At 58.5% G+C, this 19,623-nt stretch carries 16 protein-coding genes; 15 read left to right on the top strand and 1 reads right to left on the bottom strand.

Annotation, left to right across the window (positions count from 1 at the left end; genetic code table 11):
* The first annotated feature begins 65 nt into the window (after positions 1–65).
* The 15 genes from bamA (at position 66) to ispD (ending at position 18,642) form a co-directional block, all read left to right on the top strand.
* Positions 66–2,441, top strand: coding sequence for an outer membrane protein assembly factor BamA (gene bamA, locus FBY04_RS24115; RefSeq protein ID WP_084322278.1), 2,376 nt, complete (start codon positions 66–68; stop codon positions 2,439–2,441).
* Positions 2,442–2,486: 45 nt separating this feature from the next.
* The gene (locus tag FBY04_RS24110) at positions 2,487–2,990 is read left to right on the top strand and encodes an OmpH family outer membrane protein (RefSeq protein ID WP_008028980.1); all 504 of its coding nucleotides are present in this window, start codon (positions 2,487–2,489) and stop codon (positions 2,988–2,990) included.
* Positions 2,991–2,993: 3 nt separating this feature from the next.
* Complete coding sequence (lpxD, locus tag FBY04_RS24105; RefSeq protein ID WP_084322279.1) at positions 2,994–4,049, top strand: UDP-3-O-(3-hydroxymyristoyl)glucosamine N-acyltransferase; 1,056 nt, start codon at positions 2,994–2,996, stop codon at positions 4,047–4,049.
* A gap of 108 nt (positions 4,050–4,157) precedes the next feature.
* Entirely contained in the window at positions 4,158–4,598 is a 441-nt protein-coding gene (gene fabZ, locus FBY04_RS24100; RefSeq protein ID WP_017336708.1) for a 3-hydroxyacyl-ACP dehydratase FabZ, read from the top strand.
* The gene (gene lpxA, locus FBY04_RS24095; protein ID WP_145317367.1) at positions 4,595–5,371 is read left to right on the top strand and encodes an acyl-ACP--UDP-N-acetylglucosamine O-acyltransferase; all 777 of its coding nucleotides are present in this window, start codon (positions 4,595–4,597) and stop codon (positions 5,369–5,371) included. Before fabZ ends, lpxA begins: the two co-directional genes overlap by 4 nt.
* Positions 5,372–5,373: 2 nt before the next feature.
* The gene (gene lpxB / locus FBY04_RS24090; protein ID WP_145317364.1) at positions 5,374–6,504 is read left to right on the top strand and encodes a lipid-A-disaccharide synthase; all 1,131 of its coding nucleotides are present in this window, start codon (positions 5,374–5,376) and stop codon (positions 6,502–6,504) included.
* 11 nt (positions 6,505–6,515) lie between these two features.
* Complete coding sequence (rnhB, locus tag FBY04_RS24085; protein WP_017336711.1) at positions 6,516–7,142, top strand: ribonuclease HII; 627 nt, start codon at positions 6,516–6,518, stop codon at positions 7,140–7,142.
* A gap of 76 nt (positions 7,143–7,218) precedes the next feature.
* Positions 7,219–10,740: a DNA polymerase III subunit alpha gene (gene dnaE, locus FBY04_RS24080; RefSeq protein WP_084322282.1), complete on the top strand. Its 3,522-nt coding sequence runs from the start codon at positions 7,219–7,221 to the stop codon at positions 10,738–10,740.
* Positions 10,741–10,880: 140 nt separating this feature from the next.
* Positions 10,881–11,828, top strand: a complete 948-nt coding sequence (locus tag FBY04_RS24075; protein ID WP_084322283.1) for an acetyl-CoA carboxylase carboxyltransferase subunit alpha — start codon at positions 10,881–10,883, stop codon at positions 11,826–11,828.
* Positions 11,829–11,959: 131 nt separating this feature from the next.
* Positions 11,960–13,288 (top strand): tRNA lysidine(34) synthetase TilS, encoded by a 1,329-nt coding sequence (gene tilS / locus FBY04_RS24070; RefSeq protein WP_084322284.1) that lies wholly within the window; start codon positions 11,960–11,962, stop codon positions 13,286–13,288.
* Between the two features lie 274 nt (positions 13,289–13,562).
* Complete coding sequence (locus tag FBY04_RS24065; protein WP_084322285.1) at positions 13,563–15,194, top strand: CTP synthase; 1,632 nt, start codon at positions 13,563–13,565, stop codon at positions 15,192–15,194.
* A gap of 5 nt (positions 15,195–15,199) precedes the next feature.
* On the top strand, positions 15,200–16,045 hold the full coding sequence (gene kdsA, locus FBY04_RS24060; protein ID WP_084322286.1) for a 3-deoxy-8-phosphooctulonate synthase: 846 nt from the start codon (positions 15,200–15,202) through the stop codon (positions 16,043–16,045).
* Between the two features lie 153 nt (positions 16,046–16,198).
* Positions 16,199–17,488 (top strand): phosphopyruvate hydratase, encoded by a 1,290-nt coding sequence (gene eno, locus FBY04_RS24055; RefSeq protein WP_008039408.1) that lies wholly within the window; start codon positions 16,199–16,201, stop codon positions 17,486–17,488.
* 171 nt (positions 17,489–17,659) lie between these two features.
* Positions 17,660–17,938, top strand: coding sequence for a cell division protein FtsB (ftsB, locus tag FBY04_RS24050; RefSeq protein ID WP_084322287.1), 279 nt, complete (start codon positions 17,660–17,662; stop codon positions 17,936–17,938).
* Complete coding sequence (ispD, locus tag FBY04_RS24045; protein WP_145317361.1) at positions 17,935–18,642, top strand: 2-C-methyl-D-erythritol 4-phosphate cytidylyltransferase; 708 nt, start codon at positions 17,935–17,937, stop codon at positions 18,640–18,642. The genes ftsB and ispD overlap by 4 nt, the downstream gene beginning before the upstream one ends.
* A gap of 79 nt (positions 18,643–18,721) precedes the next feature.
* Here ispD and FBY04_RS24040 read toward each other — a convergent pair whose 3' ends face one another.
* The gene (locus FBY04_RS24040) at positions 18,722–19,618 is read right to left on the bottom strand and encodes a LysR substrate-binding domain-containing protein (protein ID WP_084322289.1); all 897 of its coding nucleotides are present in this window, start codon (positions 19,616–19,618) and stop codon (positions 18,722–18,724) included.
* Between the last annotated feature and the right edge of the window lie 5 nt (positions 19,619–19,623).

Below are 19,623 nucleotides of genomic sequence, written 5' to 3'. Positions count from 1 at the left end.
GAATTGCGAATCTGCCGCATTTTGCGGCAGTTTGTTTATTGCCAGTTGGAATAAGAAAGGACTTCATGAAACGTCTGCTGCTAACTGCGGTTCTCACCGTATTGATGATCGCCGAAGTTCACGCCGAGTCCTTCACTATCTCTGATATTCGCGTCAATGGCCTCCAGCGGGTCTCCGCGGGTAGCGTCTTTGGTGCCTTGCCGTTGAACGTCGGTGAACAGGCGGATGATCGTCGCCTGGTGGAATCCACTCGTGCGCTGTTCAAAACCGGGTTCTTTCAAGATATCCAGCTGGGCCGCGATGGCAATGTTCTTGTCATTACGGTAGTCGAGCGTCCGTCAGTCGCCAGTATCGAGATCGAGGGCAACAAGGCGATCTCCACTGAAGACCTGATGAAAGGCCTCAAACAATCCGGTCTGGCCGAAGGCGAGATCTTCCAGCGTGCCACCCTCGAAGGTGTACGTAACGAACTGCAGCGCCAATACGTCGCGCAGGGCCGCTACTCGGCTACCGTCGACACCGAAGTGGTGCCGCAGCCGCGCAACCGCGTCGGGCTGAAGGTCAACATCAACGAAGGCACCGTCGCTGCTATCCAGCACATCAACGTGGTGGGTAACACGGTCTTCCCTGATGAAGACCTGATCGACCTGTTCGAACTCAAGACTACCAACTGGCTGTCGTTCTTCAAGAACGACGACAAGTACGCCCGTGAAAAGCTTTCCGGTGACCTGGAACGTCTGCGTTCCTACTACCTGGACCGCGGCTATATCAACATGGATATCGCTTCGACCCAGGTATCCATCACCCCGGACAAGAAACACGTCTACATCACCGTCAACGTCAACGAAGGCGAGAAGTACACCGTTCGTGACGTCAAGCTGAGCGGCGACCTGAAAGTCCCTGAGGACCAGGTCAAGTCGTTGCTTCTGGTGCAGAAAGGCCAGGTGTTCTCGCGCAAGCTGATGACCACCACGTCCGAACTGATCACCCGCCGTCTGGGTAACGAGGGCTACACCTTCGCCAACGTCAACGGCGTACCTCAGCCGCACGATGAAGACCACACTGTCGATATCACTTTCGCTGTCGATCCGGGCAAGCGTGCTTACGTCAACCGCATCAACTTCCGTGGCAACACCAAGTCCGAAGACGAAGTGCTGCGCCGTGAAATGCGTCAGATGGAAGGTGGCTGGGCTTCGACCTATCTGATCGACCAGTCCAAGACCCGTCTTGAGCGTCTGGGCTTCTTCAAGGAAGTCAACGTCGAAACCCCGGCCGTTCCGGGTGTCGATGACCAGGTTGACGTGAACTACAGCGTTGAAGAGCAAGCTTCCGGTTCGATTACCGCCAGCGTCGGCTTCGCACAGAGTGCTGGTCTGATCCTCGGTGGTTCGATCACCCAGAACAACTTCCTGGGTACCGGTAACAAGGTCAGCGTCGGCTTGACCCGCAGTGAATACCAGAGCCGCTATAACTTCGGTTATGTCGACCCGTACTGGACTGCTGATGGCGTGAGCCTGGGTTACAACGCTTTCTATCGCACCACTGACTACAAAGACCTCGACGTCGACGTAGCCAGCTATGCCGTAGACAGCCTGGGTGCAGGCGTGAGCGTCGGTTACCCGATCAGCGAAACGTCGCGTCTGACCTTCGGTCTGACCGCGCAACAGGACAAGATCAAGACTGGCCTGTACACCGTTGACGAGATCTTCGACTTCGTTAACAAGGAAGGCGACAACTACCTGAACTTCAAGGCGTCGGCCGGTTGGTCCGAGTCGACCCTGAACAAAGGTGTGCTGGCGACCCGTGGTCATTCCCAAAGCCTGGTGCTGGAATCCACGACGCCGGGCAGTGACCTGTCGTTCTTCAAGCTCGACTACCGTGGTCAGTTGTTCCAGCCACTGAGCGAAAACTACACCATGCGCCTGCATACCGAACTGGGTTATGGCGATGGCTACGGTTCGACCGATGGCTTGCCGTTCTATGAAAACTACTATGCTGGTGGTTTCAACTCGGTTCGTGGCTTCAAGGACAGCACCCTGGGTCCTCGCAGTACACCGAGTACCGGCCGCAATCCGGGCACCGCGCTCGATCCGGATCAGGATCCGCTGCCATTCGGTGGTAACGTCCTGATCCAGGGCGGTGTGGAGGTTCTGTTCCCTCTGCCGTTCGTCAAGGATCAGCGTTCCCTGCGTACCTCGGTATTCTGGGACGTGGGTAACGTGTTCGACTCGCAGTGCAAGACGCCGACCAATGCAGACGGTTCGAAGTCCAATACGCAATGCAACGACATCAGTCTGAGCAACATGGCCAGCTCTGTCGGTGTAGGTGTGACATGGGTTACCGCACTGGGTCCTCTGAGTTTCGCGTTGGCCATGCCGATCAAGAAACCGGATGAGGCTGAAACTCAAGTGTTCCAATTCTCCCTCGGCCAGACGTTCTAAGCGTCTGACCCAAGATAACGACAATGGATTTTGTAGGAGTGCATCGTGCGTAAGTTGACTCAATTGGTTCTCCTGGCGACCGTACTGGTAGCAGGCCCGGCTTTTGCCGACATGAAAATCGCCGTTCTGAACTATCAGATGGCTCTGCTGGAATCCGACGCGGCCAAGAAATACGCCGTCGATGCCGAGAAGAAGTTCGGCCCGCAGCTGACCAAGCTCAAGACGCTGGAAAGCAGCGCCAAGGGTATTCAGGACCGCCTGATGGCGGGCGGCGACAAGATGCAGCAAGGCGAGCGTGAGCGTCTGGAACTTGAATTCAAGCAAAAGGCCCGTGACTTCCAGTTCCAGTCCAAGGAACTGAACGAAGCCAAAGCCGTTGCTGACCGTGAAATGCTGAAGCAGCTCAAGCCGAAACTGGACAGCGCTGTGGAAGAAGTCATCAAGAAAGGTGCTTTTGACCTGGTCTTCGAGCGTGGTGCAGTGATTGATGTCAAGCCTCAGTACGACATCACTCGCCAGGTTATCGAGCGCATGAATCAGCTGAAGTAATCCATGACAGCGACCATAAAACTCGGCCAGTTGGCCGAGTTCCTCGGCGCCACCCTGCGTGGCAACCCGGAGAAGGAAATTACTGGGCTAGCCACTTTGCAAGAGGCTGGCCCAGCTCAGTTGAGCTTTCTGGCAAATCCCCAATACCGTAAATACCTGGCTGACAGCCGGGCTGCAGCCCTGTTGCTGAAAGCCGCTGACGCCGAAGGGTTTGACGGGGATGCGCTGGTCGTGCCCGACCCGTATCTTGCTTATGCACGCATTTCCCACCTGTTCGATCCCAAGCCCAAGGCGGCTGCCGGTATTCATCCGACAGCGGTAGTGGCGGAGGACGCGGTGATCGATCCGGCGGCGAGTATCGGTGCATTTGTGGTTATCGAAAGCGGGGCGCGAGTTGATGCGGGTACGACCATCGGCGCGCACTGCTTCATCGGCGCCCGTAGCGTCATTGGTGAAGGTGGCTGGCTCGCACCGCGCGTCACGCTGTATCACGACGTGCGCATCGGCAAGCGGGTGGTGATTCAATCCGGTGCGGTACTGGGTGGCGAAGGCTTCGGCTTTGCCAACGAGAAAGGCATCTGGCAGAAAATCGCTCAGATCGGTGGTGTTCTGGTCGGTGACGATGTGGAGATCGGCGTGAATACCGCCATCGACCGCGGTGCGCTGGCCGATACCGTCCTCGGGAATGGCGTCAAGCTCGACAATCAGATTCAGATCGCTCACAACGTCCAGGTTGGTGATCACACCGCCATGGCCGCGTGCGTGGGCATTTCCGGCAGCACCAAGATCGGCAAGCACTGCATGCTCGCCGGTGGCGTTGGGCTGGTGGGGCATATCGAAATTTGCGACAAGGTTTTCATCACCGGGATGACCATGGTGACCCACTCGATTACCGAGCCGGGCTCCTACTCTTCCGGTACGGCCATGCAACCGGCTGCCGAATGGCGCAAAAGCGCGGCACGCATCCGTCAGCTCGATGACATCGCGCGGCGGCTGCGACAGCTGGAAAAGCGGGCAGGGGAAGTGACCCCTGACGGTAATGCTTCATCAGATGGCTGATACCATTTCCATATCAAGTGTGCACAGCCGCTAGACTGCCTCCTTGATTTGCTAGAGGAACGCGCGTCAGTCGCGCGTTTCCAATCTCTACATAGGCTTCCCCCCGAAATGATGGACATCAACGAGATTCGCGAATACCTGCCTCACCGTTACCCGTTCCTGCTGGTGGACCGGGTCGTGGAACTGGACGTGGAAGGCAAGCGCATTCGCGCCTACAAGAATGTCAGCATCAACGAACCGTTCTTCAATGGTCACTTTCCCGCGCATCCAATCATGCCGGGCGTGCTGATCATCGAAGCGATGGCTCAGGCTGCCGGTATCCTTGGCTTCAAAATGCTTGACGTGAAGCCCGCCGACGGCACGCTTTACTACTTCGTCGGCTCCGACAAGCTTCGTTTTCGCCAGCCCGTCACCCCGGGTGACCAATTGATCCTTGAAGCCCGCTTCATCAGCTGCAAGCGTCAGATCTGGAAGTTCGAATGCCAGGCTTCGGTCGATGGCAAACCAGTCTGCTCCGCTGAAATCATCTGCGCGGAACGCAAACTATGAGTTTGATTGACCCTCGCGCAATCATCGATCCGTCGGCCATTCTGGCTGACGACGTTGAGGTCGGCCCCTGGTCGATCATCGGCGCAGGTGTGGAAATCGGCGAGGGGACAGTGATCGGGCCGCATGTGATTCTCAAAGGCCCGACCCGAATCGGTAAGCACAATCGCATCTACCAGTTTTCTTCGGTAGGCGAGGACACTCCCGATCTGAAATACAAAGGTGAAGAAACCCGTCTGGTCATCGGCGACCATAACGTCATCCGTGAAGGCGTGACGATTCACCGCGGGACCATTCAGGACCGTTCGGAAACGACCCTGGGCGATCACAACCTGATCATGGCCTATGCCCACATCGGCCACGACAGCGTCATCGGCAGCCACTGCATCCTGGTCAACAACACCGCGCTGGCGGGCCATGTGCACGTTGAAGACTGGGCGATCCTGTCCGGTTTCACCCTGGTCCACCAGTATTGCCATATCGGCGCCCACAGCTTTTCCGGTATGGGCACCGCCATCGGCAAGGACGTTCCAGCGTACGTGACGGTGTTCGGCAACCCGGCCGAAGCGCGCAGCATGAACTTCGAAGGCATGCGTCGCCGTGGTTTCAGCGAAGACGCGATCCACGCCCTGCGTCGAGCCTACAAGGTGGTTTACCGCCAGGGCCTGACCGTCGAACAAGCGCTCGCCGAACTGGCCGAACCTTCGGCGCAGTTTCCGGAAGTCGCGGTGTTCCGTGATTCCATCCAGTCTTCGACCCGCGGCATCACGCGTTAATCATGGCTAATCTGCGTATTGCGCTGGTGGCGGGTGAAGCTTCCGGTGACATTCTGGGCGCCGGTCTCATGCGTGCGCTCAAGGCACAGCATCCGGCAGTCGAGTTCATCGGTGTCGGTGGTCCGCTGATGCAGGCCGAAGGCCTGACCTCGTACTTTCCGATGGAGCGTCTCTCGGTCATGGGCCTGGTGGAAGTGCTGGGTCGACTGCGCGAGTTGCTCAAGCGCCGCAAGAAACTGGTCGCTGACCTGATCGCCGAGAAGCCGGATGTGTTCATCGGTATCGATGCCCCGGACTTCAACCTGAATATCGAACTCAAGCTGCGCCAGGCCGGGATCAAGACCGTGCACTACGTCAGCCCGTCGGTCTGGGCGTGGCGGCAGAAGCGGGTGCTGAAGATTCGCGAAGGCTGCGACCTGATGCTCACGCTGTTTCCATTCGAAGCAAAATTCTATGAAGAGAAGGGTGTGCCGGTGCGGTTTGTCGGGCATTCCCTGGCCGATGCGATCCCGCTTGAAGCCGACCGCGCCGCCGCACGGGCTGAACTCGGTTTGCCTGACGGGCCGTTGGTCGCGCTCATGCCCGGCAGTCGCGGTGGCGAAGTAGGTCGTCTGGGGGCGTTGTTCCTCGATACCGCCCAGCGTCTGCGCGCCCTGCGTCCTGGCGTTCGGTTCGTCATGCCGTGCGCCAGTCCTCAGCGCCGCGCGCAGCTTGAAGAGTTGCTCATCGGTCGCGATCTGCCGCTGACCCTGCTCGACGGCAAATCCCATCTGGCGCTGGCAGCTTGCGACGCGGTGTTGATCGCCTCCGGAACGGCTACCCTCGAAGCCTTGTTGTACAAGCGGCCGATGGTCGTTGCCTATCGTTTGGCACCGCTGACGTTCTGGATTCTCAAGCGCATGGTCAAGAGCCCCTACGTCTCGTTGCCGAACCTGTTGGCCCAGCGCCTGTTGGTGCCCGAATTGCTGCAGGACGATGCGACGGTTGAAGCGCTGGCCCAGACCTTGTCGCCACTGATCGAGGGTGGCGAGGAACAGACACGCGGCTTCGACCAGATTCACCGGACCCTTCGTCTGGATGCCTCCAACCAGGCTGCGGATGCAGTGCTGAAACTGATCGGCCAAGTACAATGAGTAAAACAAGCATGCAAATGGGGCTGGATTTCACCTTGGTCGCTGAAGTCGAAGATCTGGTTGCCGGTGTTGACGAAGTCGGTCGCGGCCCGCTTTGTGGCGCCGTGGTAACCGCAGCTGTGATCCTTGATCCGAACCGTCCGATCCTGGGCTTGAACGATTCGAAGAAACTCACCGAAGCCCGCCGCGAAAAGCTTTACGACGAAATTTGCGAGAAGGCCCTGAGCTGGTGCATCGCGCGCGCGGAAGTCGAAGAAATCGACGAGTTGAACATCCTCCATGCCACCATGCTGGCCATGCAGCGTGCGATCGAAGGCCTGCACATTCAGCCAAAACTGGCGATGATCGACGGTAACCGCTGCCCGAAGCTGTCCATGCGTGCTGAAGCGGTGGTGCAGGGTGATGGCAAGGTGCCAGCAATTGCTGCGGCGTCGATACTGGCCAAAGTCAGTCGCGATCGTGAAATGGCTGCTTTCGAATTGATTTACCCGGGTTACGGCATCGGTGGTCACAAAGGCTATCCGACGCCCGTTCATCTGGAAGCCTTGGCGCGTCTGGGCCCGACACCGATTCATCGCCGCTCGTTTGCCCCGGTGCGGTTGGCATACGAAGCTCGGGAAAGCCTGATCGAGAGTTAGTTGCAAGGCTGATGTTTTTGCCAAGGCCCGGTACAATCCGGGCCTTGTTGTCTTCACGTTTCTAGACAGGATCACTATGCCGGCTTCATTCGTTCATCTACGCCTGCACACTGAATATTCCCTGGTCGACGGTCTGGTGCGGATCAAACCGCTGGTCAAGACCCTGGTCGGCATGAACATGCCTGCCGTCGCGGTCACCGACCAGAACAACATGTGTTCCCTGGTCAAATTCTATAAAGCGGCCATGGGTGCAGGCATCAAGCCGATCTGCGGCGCCGACCTGTGGCTGTCGAACAAGGATCCGGACAACGCCCTGAGCCGGATCAGCCTGTTGGCAATGAACGCTGTCGGCTATCGCAACCTGACTGAGCTGATCTCCCGCGGCTTCATCGACGGCCAGCGCAATGGTTCGGTCATCATCGAGCGTGAGTGGGTGGCCGAGGCCAGCGAAGGCTTGATCATGCTGTCGGCAGCGAAAGAAGGCGAGATTGGCCTGGCCATGCTCAGCGGCAATCCGGCAGAAGCGGAAAAGCTCGCGCGTGAATGGATGGCGGTGTTCCCGGATCGCTTTTACCTGGAAATCCAGCGCACCAATCGCCCCAACGATGAAGAACAACTGCACGGCGCCGTGGCCCTGGCGGAGAAAATCGGCGCGCCACTCGTGGCAACCAACGACGTGCGCTTCATCAAGCAGGAAGACTTCGCCGCCCACGAGACCCGCGTCTGCATCGGTGAGGGCCGCGCCCTCGACGATCCGCGGCGTTCGAAGAATTACAGCGATCAGCAATACCTCAAAAGCGCCGAGGAAATGGCCGAGCTGTTCAGCGACATTCCCGAGGCGCTGGAAAACACCGTCGAGATCGCCAAACGCTGCAATATCGAAGTGAAGCTGGGCACTCACTTCCTGCCCAACTTCCCGATTCCCGATGGCATGACCATCGACGAGTATTTCCGCAAGGTGTCCTTCGATGGCCTGGAAGAGCGCCTCAGCGTTCTGCTGCCCAAGGACACGACGCAAGACTACGAAGCCAAGCGTCAGGTCTACGTCGATCGGCTGAATTTCGAGCTGGATATCATCATCCAGATGGGGTTTCCGGGTTACTTCCTCATCGTTATGGACTTTATCCAGTGGGCCAAGAGCAACGGCGTGCCGGTAGGTCCTGGCCGTGGTTCGGGTGCCGGCTCGCTGGTGGCCTATGTGCAGAAGATCACCGACCTCGATCCGCTGGAATATGACCTGCTGTTCGAACGTTTCCTCAACCCGGAACGGGTATCGATGCCCGACTTCGACGTCGACTTCTGCATGGACGGTCGTGATCGGGTCATCGACTACGTGGCCGAAAAGTATGGCCGCAACGCGGTAAGCCAGATCATCACTTTCGGTTCCATGGCCGCGAAGGCTGTGGTCCGGGACGTGGCGCGGGTGCAGGGCAAGTCCTACGGTCTGGCGGATCGTCTGTCGAAGATGATTCCGTTTGAAGTCGGCATGACCCTGGAAAAAGCCTACGAGCAGGAAGAAATCCTCCGTGACTTCATCAAGGTCGATGAAGAAGCCGCCGAAATCTGGGAAATGGCGCGCAAGCTCGAAGGTGTTGTGCGCAACGTCGGCAAGCACGCCGGTGGTGTGGTGATCGCGCCGACCAAGCTGACTGACTTTTCGCCGATCTATTGTGACGAAGCCGGTGATGGCCTGGTAACCCAGTTCGACAAGGACGACGTTGAAGCTGCGGGCCTGGTGAAGTTCGACTTCCTGGGTCTGCGGACCCTGACGGTCATCGACTGGGCGTTGAAAACCATCAACCGCGATCGCGCCAAGGTCAACGAGCCACCGCTGGACATCGCGTTCATTCCGCTGGACGACAAGCCGACCTACACGCTGCTGCAAAAAGCCGAAACCACTGCGGTGTTCCAGCTCGAGTCGCGCGGCATGAAAGAGCTGATCAAAAAGCTCAAGCCCGACTGCCTGGAAGACTTGATCGCACTGGTGGCTCTGTTCCGTCCGGGCCCTTTGCAATCGGGCATGGTTGACGACTTTATCAACCGTAAGCACGGTCGCGCCGAACTCGCGTACCCGCACTCGGACTACCAGTACGAAGGCTTGAAGCCAGTACTGGCACCGACGTACGGCATCATCCTGTATCAGGAACAGGTGATGCAGATTGCCCAGGTCATGGCCGGTTACACCCTTGGTGGTGCGGACATGCTGCGTCGGGCCATGGGTAAGAAAAAGCCCGAGGAAATGGCCAAGCAGCGCGGCGGTTTCATTGAAGGTTGCAAGACCAACAATATCGACGCTGACCTTGCCGGTAACATTTTCGACCTGGTGGAAAAATTCGCCGGTTACGGCTTCAACAAATCCCACTCCGCCGCTTACGGCCTGGTGTCGTACCAGACCGCGTGGCTGAAAACGCACTACCCGGCGCCGTTCATGGCCGCGGTACTGTCAGCGGATATGCACAACACCGACAAGGTCGTGACCTTGATCGAAGAAATTCGCACCATGAAGCTGCGTCTCGACGCGCCGGATGTGAATACCTCCGAATTCAAGTTCACGGTGAATGAAGAAGGCCGGATTATTTACGGCCTCGGCGCGATCAAGGGTGTGGGCGAAGGCCCTGTTGAGGCGATTACCGAGGCGCGCCAGGACGGTCCGTTCAAGGACCTGTTCGATTTCTGCGCCAGGGTTGACCTCAAACGCATCAATAAACGCACGCTGGACGGTTTGATCCGCAGCGGTGCGCTGGATCGTCTGGGGCCCTATTTCCATGACGAACCGAAAGCCTATCAAGCGAGCATCGACCAGAACCGCGCGGTCTTGTTGAACGCGATGGAAGGGGCGATCAAGGCCGCCGAACAAACCGCCCGCACCCACGACAGTGGCCACGCCGACCTGTTTGGCGGGCTGTTTGTCGAGGAAGATGCCGACGTCTACGCCAATAACCGCAAGGCGAAAGAGCTGACCCTGAAGGAACGCCTGAAAGGGGAGAAAGACACCCTGGGCCTTTACCTGACCGGTCACCCGATCGACGAATACGAAGGTGAAATCCGCCGTTTCGCTCGTCAACGCATCATCGACTTGAAGCCGGCTCGGGATACCCAGACCGTCGCAGGCATGATCATCGCCCTGCGGGTGATGAAGAACAAAAAGGGCGACAAGATGGGGTTCATCACCCTCGACGACCGTTCTGGCCGGATCGAAGCCTCGCTGTTCGCCGACGCGTTCCATTCCGCGCAGTCGCTGTTGCAGACTGACGCGATGGTGGTGGTCGAAGGCGAGGTCAGCAATGACGACTTCTCCGGCGGTTTGCGTCTGCGGGTCAAACGGGTGATGAGCATGGAGGACGCGCGCACCAACCTGGCCGAAAGCCTGCGATTGAAGCTGCAGACCAAGGATTTGAAGGGCGATCAGCTACGCTGGCTGGGTGAGTTGTTCAAGCGTCACCGCGGCGCGTGCCCGATCACCATGGAATACACGAGCCCCGATGCGAAGGCCTTGCTGCAGTTCGGCGAGACCTGGCGAATCGACCCGGCGGATGCGTTGATTCAAGCCCTGCGTGACCAGTTCGGGCGAGACAACGTCTTCCTCCAATACCGTTGACGGTCAGGTGCCTTCCATAGGCCTTGATCTCGACCTGAATTTTTAATCTCGACCTAAACGCGCCTGTCCCTTAAGGTAGGGCGCGAATAGACAACCGGCCGGCCCAAGCTCTCTTGGACGTCGACCCTAGACGGACGCCTATGAACCCGAATTTTCTAGATTTCGAACAGCCGATCGCCGACCTGCAAGCCAAGATCGAAGAGTTGCGCTTGGTCGGTAATGACAATTCGCTGAATATCGGCGATGAGATCTCCCGCCTGCAGGACAAAAGCAGCACGCTGACCGAAGACATCTTCGGCAAGCTGACCAGCTGGCAGATCGCGCGTCTGGCGCGTCACCCGAAACGTCCATACACCCTGGACTACATCGAACACATCTTCACCGAGTTCGACGAACTGCACGGTGACCGTCACTTCTCCGACGACGCTGCCATCGTTGGCGGCGTGGCCCGTCTGGATGACCAGCCGGTGATGATCATCGGCCACCAGAAAGGCCGTGAAGTGCGCGAGAAAGTTCGCCGCAACTTCGGCATGCCGCGCCCGGAAGGCTACCGCAAGGCTTGCCGCCTGATGGAGATGGCTGAACGTTTCAAAATGCCGATCCTGACCTTCATCGATACGCCGGGCGCCTACCCTGGCATCGACGCTGAAGAGCGCAACCAGAGCGAAGCGATTGCCTGGAACCTGCGCGTCATGGCCCGCCTGAAAACCCCAATCATCGCCACCGTGATCGGTGAAGGTGGTTCCGGCGGCGCTCTGGCAATCGGCGTGTGCGATCAGTTGAACATGCTTCAGTATTCGACCTACGCAGTGATCTCGCCGGAAGGTTGCGCTTCGATTCTGTGGAAAACCGCAGAAAAAGCACCGGATGCCGCCGAAGCCATGGGCATCACTGCCGAGCGCCTGAAAGGCCTGGGCATCGTCGACAAAGTGATCGGCGAGCCTTTGGGCGGCGCTCATCGTGATCCGGCTGCAGCCGCTGCATCGATCCGTGCCGAGCTGAGTTCGCAGCTGGCGATGTTGAAGAAGTTCGATAACGAAGCGCTGCTGGCCCGCCGTTACGAGCGTCTGATGAGCTACGGTCTCTGATCTGACCTTGGCTTCAATGTGGGAGCGGGCTTGCTCGCGAAAGCGGTATAACAGTCAACTGATGTGTTGAATGTTGAGCCGCCTTCGCGAGCAAGCCCGCTCCCACATTTGTTTTGTGCAAAGGGGTCGATATGAGCCAGCCCATGATTGATCTGCCTGTCAGGCTCTTGCTGAATCTCAAGCCTTGGCGCAACGCCACAACCTGGCGCATTGCTTTCTCCGGGGGCCTCGATTCCACGGTCCTTCTGCACCTTCTCGCCAATCTCGCAAAAAACGAACACCTCCCCGAGCTCAAGGCTATACACATTCATCACGGCCTACAGGCTGTGGCTGATACATGGCCGGAGCACTGCCAGTCTGTCTGTGATGGGCTGGGTGTACCTTTGCAGGTCGTTCACGTCCAGGTTCAGCCCGGCGCCAGCCTTGAGCGCGCAGCCCGTGATGCGCGATATGGCGCGTTCATCGAGGCCACTCAAGCCAATGAAGTGCTGCTGACCGCCCAACACCGCGATGATCAGGCCGAAACCCTGTTGTTCCGATTGCTGCGTGGGGCAGGGGTAAGAGGCTTGTCGGGGGTGCCGAGCCAGCGTGCGTTGGGGCGGGGGCATCTGCTGCGACCGCTGCTCGATGTCTCGCGCGCAGAGCTTGAGGCTTACGCGACCGGGCATCAGTTGAGGTGGATAGAAGACCCTTCGAACCAGGATCATCAATTCTCGCGCAATTACCTGCGGCATCAGGTGTTGCCGGTCATGACCGCACGTTGGCCTCAAGCCGTGGCGAGCATGGCCCGCAGCGCGGCCCATCTGAGTGAAGCCCGTGGATTGCTTGATGAGCTGGCGCACATTGATCTGGCGCATGCCCTTACTGACAGTGAATTCGATTGGTTAGGTGTGCCGTCCCTCGAGTTGTCGCCGATTGCAAAGCTGTCCGCCGCTCGCCAGCGAAATGCAATGAGTCACTGGCTCGCTGCGCTGACGCGTCTGCCGGACAGCGACCATTGGTCGGGTTGGGAGGATCTGCGTGATGCCACCGGCGATGCCCGTCCGATCTGGCGGTTGGCGGATGGCGAACTGCATCGGGCGGGCGGACGCATCTGGTGGTTATCCGGCCGTTGGCGACGTCCTGCACTCGACGTGGGAAGGTGGGCTGACCCCTCGCAAGCATTGGTTTTGCCTGACAATGGCGTGCTCACGTTCACCGGACAACCCCCCGAAGGCCCGCTGCATATCCGCTATCGAGAGGGAGGCGAGACCATGAACCTGCCCGATCGTGGCCATCGGGACCTGAAGCGTTTGCTCAATGAGCGCGGGGTTCCAGGGTTCGTCCGTGGCAGATTGCCGCTGCTGTACCGGGGCGAGCAATTGCTGGCGGTGGCCAACCTTCGGGGCTTGAATGGGTGTGAGCAGGACGGCTGGAATTTGCATTGGCAGCCACCGAACGAAGATCAAGGTTTGAGCTGAAAGGGGCTTTCCGGTAGACTACGCTCCCTTCTTGATACAACTTCTGTGGATTCGCCTGAATTGCAGGAGTTGCCGATTACCAAGCAGTCTTTGCTGGGCGATTCCAAAAAATGTGTAGCGAGCAACGTACCGGTGTTTCATCTCCCGGTCTGTCCCAACGCGGCGGTTTTTTTGAAAGGTGCACTGTGATTAATGCAGGTGATCGGGGGCTTCGGCCTTCCTTCGCTTTCCCCGGCGGCTCGGACCGCTTTAACGCAGACTTCTAGGGTTTTTCATGACGCGCTACATATTCGTCACGGGCGGTGTTGTTTCTTCATTGGGGAAAGGCATTGCATCGGCTTCATTGGCGGCCATCCTGGAGGCGCGGGGACTTAAGGTCACCATGCTGAAGCTGGATCCGTACATCAACGTCGACCCGGGCACCATGAGCCCGTTCCAGCACGGTGAAGTGTTCGTCACCCACGACGGCGCCGAGACCGACCTGGACCTGGGTCACTACGAGCGGTTCATCCGCACGACCATGACCCAGAACAACAACTTCACCACCGGCCGTGTCTACGAGCACGTCCTGCGCAAAGAGCGCCGTGGTGATTACCTGGGCGCCACCATCCAGGTGATCCCGCACATCACCGACGAAATCAAGCGCCGGATCATCAAGGGCGCCGGCGACGCCGACGTGGCGATGGTCGAGATCGGTGGCACCGTGGGTGACATCGAATCCCAGCCGTTCCTCGAAGCGATCCGTCAATTGCGTTTCGAAGTCGGCGCCAAGCGCGCGATGCTCATGCACCTGACGCTGGTGCCGTACATCGCCACTGCCGGCGAAACCAAAACCAAGCCAACCCAGCACTCGGTCAAGGAACTGCGTTCCATCGGCCTGCAACCTGATGTGCTGGTTTGCCGCTCCGATCACCCGATCGACATCTCCTCGCGTCGCAAAATCGCGCAGTTCACCAACGTTGAAGAGCGTGCGGTGATTGCCTTGGAAGACGCCGACACCATCTACAAGATCCCGGGCATCCTGCACTCCCAGGGCCTGGATGATTTTGTGGTCGAGCGTTTCGGCTTGCAATGTGGCGGCGCGGATCTGTCCGAGTGGGAAGCCGTGGTCGACGCCAAGCTCAACCCTGAGCACGAAGTCACCATCGCCATGGTCGGCAAGTACATGGAACTGCTGGACGCCTACAAGTCGCTGATCGAAGCGATGAGTCACGCCGGCATCAGCAACCGCACCAAGGTCAACCTGCGCTACATCGATTCCGAAGACATCGAAAACCAGGGCACCGCGCTGCTGGAAGGCGTCGATGCGATCCTGGTTCCAGGCGGCTTCGGTCTGCGTGGCGTGGAAGGCAAGATCACCGCCGTTCAGTACGCTCGCGAAAACAAGGTTCCGTACCTTGGCATCTGCCTGGGCATGCAAGTCGCCGTGATCGAGTTCGCTCGTAACGTCATGGGCTGGAAAGACGCCAACTCCACCGAGTTCGATCGTGCAAGCGGTCACCCGGTCGTGGGTCTGATCACCGAGTGGGAAGACGCCACCGGCGCGGTCGAAACCCGTACCGAAACGTCCGACCTGGGCGGCACCATGCGCCTCGGCGCGCAGGATTGCCTGCTGGAACCTGGATCCCTGGTTCACGGTTGCTACGGCAAGGACGTTATCGTCGAGCGTCACCGTCATCGCTACGAAGTGAACAACAACCTGTTGCCGCAAATCATGGAAGCCGGCCTGAAAATCTCCGGTCGCTCCGGTGACGGCGCGCTGGTTGAAGTGGTCGAAGCGCCGGATCATCCATGGTTCGTCGCTTGCCAGTTCCACCCTGAGTTCACCTCGACACCACGCGACGGTCACCCGTTGTTCAGCGGTTTCGTCAAAGCAGCTTTGGTTCAACACCAGAAGAAGGCGTAAATCCGATGGCCCAGAAGATCATCCGCGTAGGCGATATCGAGATTGCCAACGACAAGCCAATGGTGCTGTTCGGTGGCATGAACGTGCTGGAAAGCCGCGACATGGCGATGCAGGTCTGCGAAGAGTACGTGAAGGTTACCGAGAAACTCGGTATCCCTTACGTGTTCAAGGCCAGCTTCGACAAGGCCAACCGTTCCTCCGTGACCTCGTACCGTGGTCCCGGCCTGGAAGAGGGCATGCGGATTTTCCAGGACATCAAGCAAGCCTTTGGCGTGCCGATCATCACCGACGTCCACGAGCCTGAACAGGCGGCGGTCGTCGCTGAAGTCTGCGACATCATCCAGCTGCCGGCCTTCCTGTCGCGTCAGACCGACCTCGTGGTCGCGATGGCCAAGACCGGTGCGGTGATCAATATCAAGAAAGCCCAGTTCCTCGCGCCTCAGGAAATGAAACACATCCTGAACAAATGCGTGGAAGCGGGTAACGATCAGTTGATCCTCTGCGAGCGCGGTTCGAGCTTCGGCTACAACAACCTGGTCGTCGACATGCTCGGCTTCGGCATCATGAAGCAGTTCGAATACCCGGTGTTCTTCGACGTGACCCACGCGCTGCAAATGCCTGGTGGTCGCTCGGATTCCGCCGGCGGTCGTCGCGCCCAGGTCCTCGACCTGGCCAAGGCAGGCATGAGCCAGTCGCTGGCCGGTCTGTTCCTCGAAGCGCACCCGGACCCGGACAACGCCAAATGCGATGGCCCTTGCGCCTTGCGTCTGGACAAACTGGAGCCATTCCTGGCCCAGCTCAAAGCATTGGACGAACTGGTGAAGAGTTTTCCGACGGTAGAAACCGCGTAACATCGGAATTCGGTTGTTGTAGGAGCCAGCTTGCTGGCGATGGGGCCTTTACAGACGCCATCGCCAGCAAGCCGGCTCCTACAAAAGCAGTGCGACCCACAAGTTATAAATCGAGCACAAAGCGTTTTCGTCAACTTTGGAGTGTTTACAACAATGGCAAAAATCGTCGACATCAAAGGTCGTGAAGTTCTCGACTCCCGTGGCAACCCCACCGTGGAAGCGGACGTGCTTCTCGATAACGGCATCATCGGCAGCGCTTGCGCGCCGTCCGGTGCTTCCACTGGCTCGCGTGAAGCGCTCGAGCTGCGTGATGGCGACAAGAGCCGTTACCTGGGCAAGGGCGTTCTGAAAGCCGTCGCCAACATCAACGGTCCGATCCGCGACCTGTTGAAAGGTACAGACCCAAGCGACCAGAAAGCCCTCGATCACGCAATGATCAAGCTCGACGGCACTGAAAACAAAGGTTCCCTGGGCGCCAACGCGATCCTCGCCGTTTCCCTGGCCGCGGCCAAGGCAGCAGCTCAGGACCAGGACCTGCCGCTGTACGCACACATCGCCAACCTGAACGGCACCCCGGGTGTCTACTCGATGCCGGTTCCGATGATGAACATCATCAACGGTGGCGAGCACGCCGATAACAACGTCGACATCCAGGAATTCATGGTTCAGCCGGTTGGCGCCAAGTCTTTCTCGGAAGGTCTGCGCATGGGTACCGAGATTTTCCATCACCTCAAAGCCGTTCTGAAGGCCCGTGGCCTGAGCACTGCTGTCGGTGACGAAGGTGGTTTTGCGCCGAACCTGGCGTCGAACGAAGACGCTTTGAAAGTGATCTCCGAAGCCGTGGCCAACGCCGGTTACAAGCTGGGCACCGACGTGACCCTGGCACTGGACTGCGCGGCCAGCGAATTCTACGAAGACGGCAAGTACAACCTGTCCGGCGAAGGCCAGGTGTTCACTGCTGAAGGTTTCGCCGACTACCTCAAGGGTCTGACCGAGCGTTACCCGATCATCTCCATCGAAGATGGCCTGGACGAGTCCGACTGGGCTGGCTGGAAAATCCTCACCGACAAGATCGGCGAGAAAACCCAGCTGGTAGGCGACGACCTGTTCGTGACCAACACCAAGATCCTGAAAGAAGGCATCGATAAAAAGATCGCCAACTCGATCCTGATCAAGTTCAACCAGATCGGCACCCTGACCGAAACCCTGGAAGCCATCCAGATGGCCAAGGCTGCCGGTTACACCGCCGTGATCTCGCACCGTTCCGGCGAAACCGAAGATTCGACCATTGCCGACCTGGCCGTGGGCACTTCGGCTGGCCAGATCAAGACCGGCTCCCTGTGCCGTTCCGATCGTGTTTCCAAGTACAACCAACTGCTGCGTATCGAAGAGCAGTTGAATGGCAAAGCCAAGTACAACGGCCGCAGCGAGTTTCGCGGTTAAGCTGTAGATGGTAAAAAGTCAGCGGATTGTGTCGGAAAAGTCGCGACAGCGGCGGATTTGCCACTAATCTGATGCCTTACTAGCACAAGCCTGGATATTCCAGGCTTCGTGCTATCAGTCGCTTCAAAGTTTTGGCATGGCTGTCTTTTTTCACTGGATACCTGATATTCGATGCGCAGTCCCAATTGGTTGTTCCTCGTCTTGCTCTTGTTGCTGGCTGGCCTGCAGTACCGCCTGTGGGTGGGTAATGGCAGTCTGGCGCAAGTGGCCGAGCTGACTCAGCAGATCGCGGATCAACAGGCTGAGAACCAAGGGTTACTGGAACGTAATCGGGTGATGGACGCCGAAGTCAGTGAATTGAAAAAAGGCATGGAGACCGTTGAAGAGCGCGCTCGCCATGAGTTGGGCATGGTCAAGGACGGTGAAACCCTTTACCAGTTGGCTCAATGAATTCCTCGTTACCGGCCTTCTGGGCCGTGATTCCTGCCGCGGGTGTTGGTGCCCGTATGGCCGCGGACCGTCCCAAGCAATATTTGCAACTGGGCGGGCGCACTATTCTTGAACACAGCCTCGGCTGTTTCCTTGATCATCCTTCCCTGAAGGGGTTGGTGGTCAGTCTTGCTGTGGACGACCCTTACTGGCCAAATCTGGCGTGCGCTGGCAATTCGCGTATTCAACGCGTTGACGGCGGTGCCGAGCGTTCCGGGTCGGTGCTCAATGCCTTGCTGCATTTGCATGCGTTGGGGGCTGGCGATGAGGATTGGGTGCTGGTGCACGATGCCGCTCGGCCCAACCTTAGCCGTGATGATCTGGACAAGTTGCTGATTGAACTGGCTGACGATCCGGTCGGTGGTCTGCTGGCGGTTCCGGCGCGCGATACCCTCAAGCGGGTCGATAAGCTCGGTCGTGTTGTTGAAACCGTGGATCGCAGTGTGATCTGGCAAGCGTATACGCCACAGATGTTTCGACTGGGTGCGTTGCATCGGGCCCTGGCCGACAGCCTGGTGGCTGATGCGGTCATCACCGATGAGGCTTCGGCCATGGAATGGGCAGGGCTGGCGCCACGGCTGATCGAGGGGCGCGCGGACAATCTGAAAGTCACTCGCCCCGAAGACCTCGAATGGTTGCGCCAGCGTTGGGCTAACCGCCGCTAAAAGATCGCAGCCTGCGGCAGCTCCTGCAAGAGACCGCATTTCTAATGTAGGAGCTATCGCAGCCTGCGATCTTTTGACCTTAAGTCCGATACTCCGGCCGCTCGGCCAAACCTTCCTTCAGATAGTCCACCAACTTGCGCACCTTGGGCGACAAGTGTCGTTGCTGTGGATAAAGCGCCCACACCGCCGTGTTCGGTGGCTGATGCGCCTCGAGCAATGAAATCAAAGAGCCGGCTTTCAAATGCTCCAGCACGTAATAGTCCGGCAACTGACACAAGCCGACACCCTGTAACGCCGCATCCAGCACCGCTTGCCCGCTGTTGCAGCGCCAGTTTCCCTGTACTCGCTGGGAAAACTCTCGCCCGTTCTGTTCCAGTTGCCAGAGGTCCGAACTGCCGATAAGGCAGTTGTGGCGGCTCAGTTCCGACAAGCTGTGTGGGCGACCATACCGTTCCAGGTAGGAAGGAGATGCACACAGGTACATGCGCCGCGGCGCCAGTCGCGTTGCCACCAATCGCGAATCCTGAAGACGACCGAGGCGAATCGCCAGATCCAGGCCTTCATGCACCAGGTCCAATTGCCGGTTGCTCAGTTCGATATCGATTCGAAGTTGTGGATAAAGCCCCATGAATCTCGTTACCAGCGGCACGATGAAGCGCTCGCCGTACGCCACTGCGCAGGTCATGCGCAACATGCCTTTGGGCTCGCTGGTCAGATCGCCGACTGCTCTGAGCGCTTCTTCACGACCGTCCTGCAAACGCTGGCAATGCTGCAAAAAAGTCTGGCCGGCTTCGGTCAGCGTCACGCGACGGGTGCTGCGATAAAGTAGTCGCGTGTGAAGGCGCTCTTCGAGGCGTACTATTTGGCGACTGATGTGGGAGGAAGAAACCCCCAGACGCTCCGCAGCCGCCGTAAATTGGCTGCATTCGGCAACGGCGACGAATTCGTCGATACCTTCCCAGCGGTTCTCGAGCATCGAGA

The sequence above is a fragment of the Pseudomonas sp. SJZ080 genome (assembly GCF_007828295.1).
Classification (GTDB): Bacteria; Pseudomonadota; Gammaproteobacteria; order Pseudomonadales; family Pseudomonadaceae; genus Aquipseudomonas; species Aquipseudomonas migulae_A.
The sequence above is the reverse complement of the archived record's forward strand: the minus strand, read 5'-3'. Positions and strand labels throughout refer to the sequence as shown.

Bases quoted from the DNA above. Each gene is read 5' to 3' on its own strand.
- tilS (WP_084322284.1), top strand. From the start codon at position 11,960: ATGAGCCAGCCCATGATTGATCTGCCTGTCAGGCTCTTGCTGAATCTC.
- ispD (WP_145317361.1), top strand. From the start codon at position 17,935: ATGAATTCCTCGTTACCGGCCTTCTGGGCCGTGATTCCTGCCGCGGGT.
- fabZ (WP_017336708.1), top strand. From the start codon at position 4,158: ATGATGGACATCAACGAGATTCGCGAATACCTGCCTCACCGTTACCCG.
- rnhB (WP_017336711.1), top strand. From the start codon at position 6,516: ATGCAAATGGGGCTGGATTTCACCTTGGTCGCTGAAGTCGAAGATCTG.
- eno (WP_008039408.1), top strand. From the start codon at position 16,199: ATGGCAAAAATCGTCGACATCAAAGGTCGTGAAGTTCTCGACTCCCGT.
- dnaE (WP_084322282.1), top strand. From the start codon at position 7,219: ATGCCGGCTTCATTCGTTCATCTACGCCTGCACACTGAATATTCCCTG.
- lpxA (WP_145317367.1), top strand. From the start codon at position 4,595: ATGAGTTTGATTGACCCTCGCGCAATCATCGATCCGTCGGCCATTCTG.
- FBY04_RS24065 (WP_084322285.1), top strand. From the start codon at position 13,563: ATGACGCGCTACATATTCGTCACGGGCGGTGTTGTTTCTTCATTGGGG.
- ftsB (WP_084322287.1), top strand. From the start codon at position 17,660: ATGCGCAGTCCCAATTGGTTGTTCCTCGTCTTGCTCTTGTTGCTGGCT.
- FBY04_RS24075 (WP_084322283.1), top strand. From the start codon at position 10,881: ATGAACCCGAATTTTCTAGATTTCGAACAGCCGATCGCCGACCTGCAA.
- lpxD (WP_084322279.1), top strand. From the start codon at position 2,994: ATGACAGCGACCATAAAACTCGGCCAGTTGGCCGAGTTCCTCGGCGCC.
- FBY04_RS24040 (WP_084322289.1), bottom strand. From the start codon at position 19,618: ATGCTCGAGAACCGCTGGGAAGGTATCGACGAATTCGTCGCCGTTGCC.
- kdsA (WP_084322286.1), top strand. From the start codon at position 15,200: ATGGCCCAGAAGATCATCCGCGTAGGCGATATCGAGATTGCCAACGAC.
- bamA (WP_084322278.1), top strand. From the start codon at position 66: ATGAAACGTCTGCTGCTAACTGCGGTTCTCACCGTATTGATGATCGCC.
- lpxB (WP_145317364.1), top strand. From the start codon at position 5,374: ATGGCTAATCTGCGTATTGCGCTGGTGGCGGGTGAAGCTTCCGGTGAC.